General features: G+C 57.8%; 1 protein-coding gene. It reads right to left on the bottom strand.

Annotation, left to right across the window (positions count from 1 at the left end; genetic code table 11):
- On the bottom strand, positions 1–199 hold a 199-nt coding region (locus Q5L94_RS14245), incomplete at its 3' end, for a YjbH domain-containing protein (RefSeq protein WP_317498998.1).
- Between the last annotated feature and the right edge of the window lie 31 nt (positions 200–230).

The following is a 230-nucleotide window of genomic DNA, read 5'->3' as shown; positions in this document are numbered from 1 at the left end:
CACTATAAATCCCGGTGCCAGCCAGATCCTGAAGCCCCACAGCCACCGCAGGGCGATAGCGCCCTTCCTGCCAAAGACGGAAGCGCACATCAAAGTTGCGATCATAGAAATCGCCAAAGTTGAACAGATTGCGGTCTTGCGTCTCGGTGTAACGAAAGGCCACAGACACCCACGGCAGGGCCTGCGCCTGCAGGTTCATTCGGGTGATACCGCCAAAGCTGCTGACCGAG

Origin of the sequence: Idiomarina sp. Sol25 (genome assembly GCF_033052775.1) — a bacterium.
Lineage (GTDB): Bacteria > Pseudomonadota > Gammaproteobacteria > Enterobacterales > Alteromonadaceae > Idiomarina.
The sequence above is the reverse complement of the archived record's forward strand: the minus strand, read 5'-3'. Positions and strand labels throughout refer to the sequence as shown.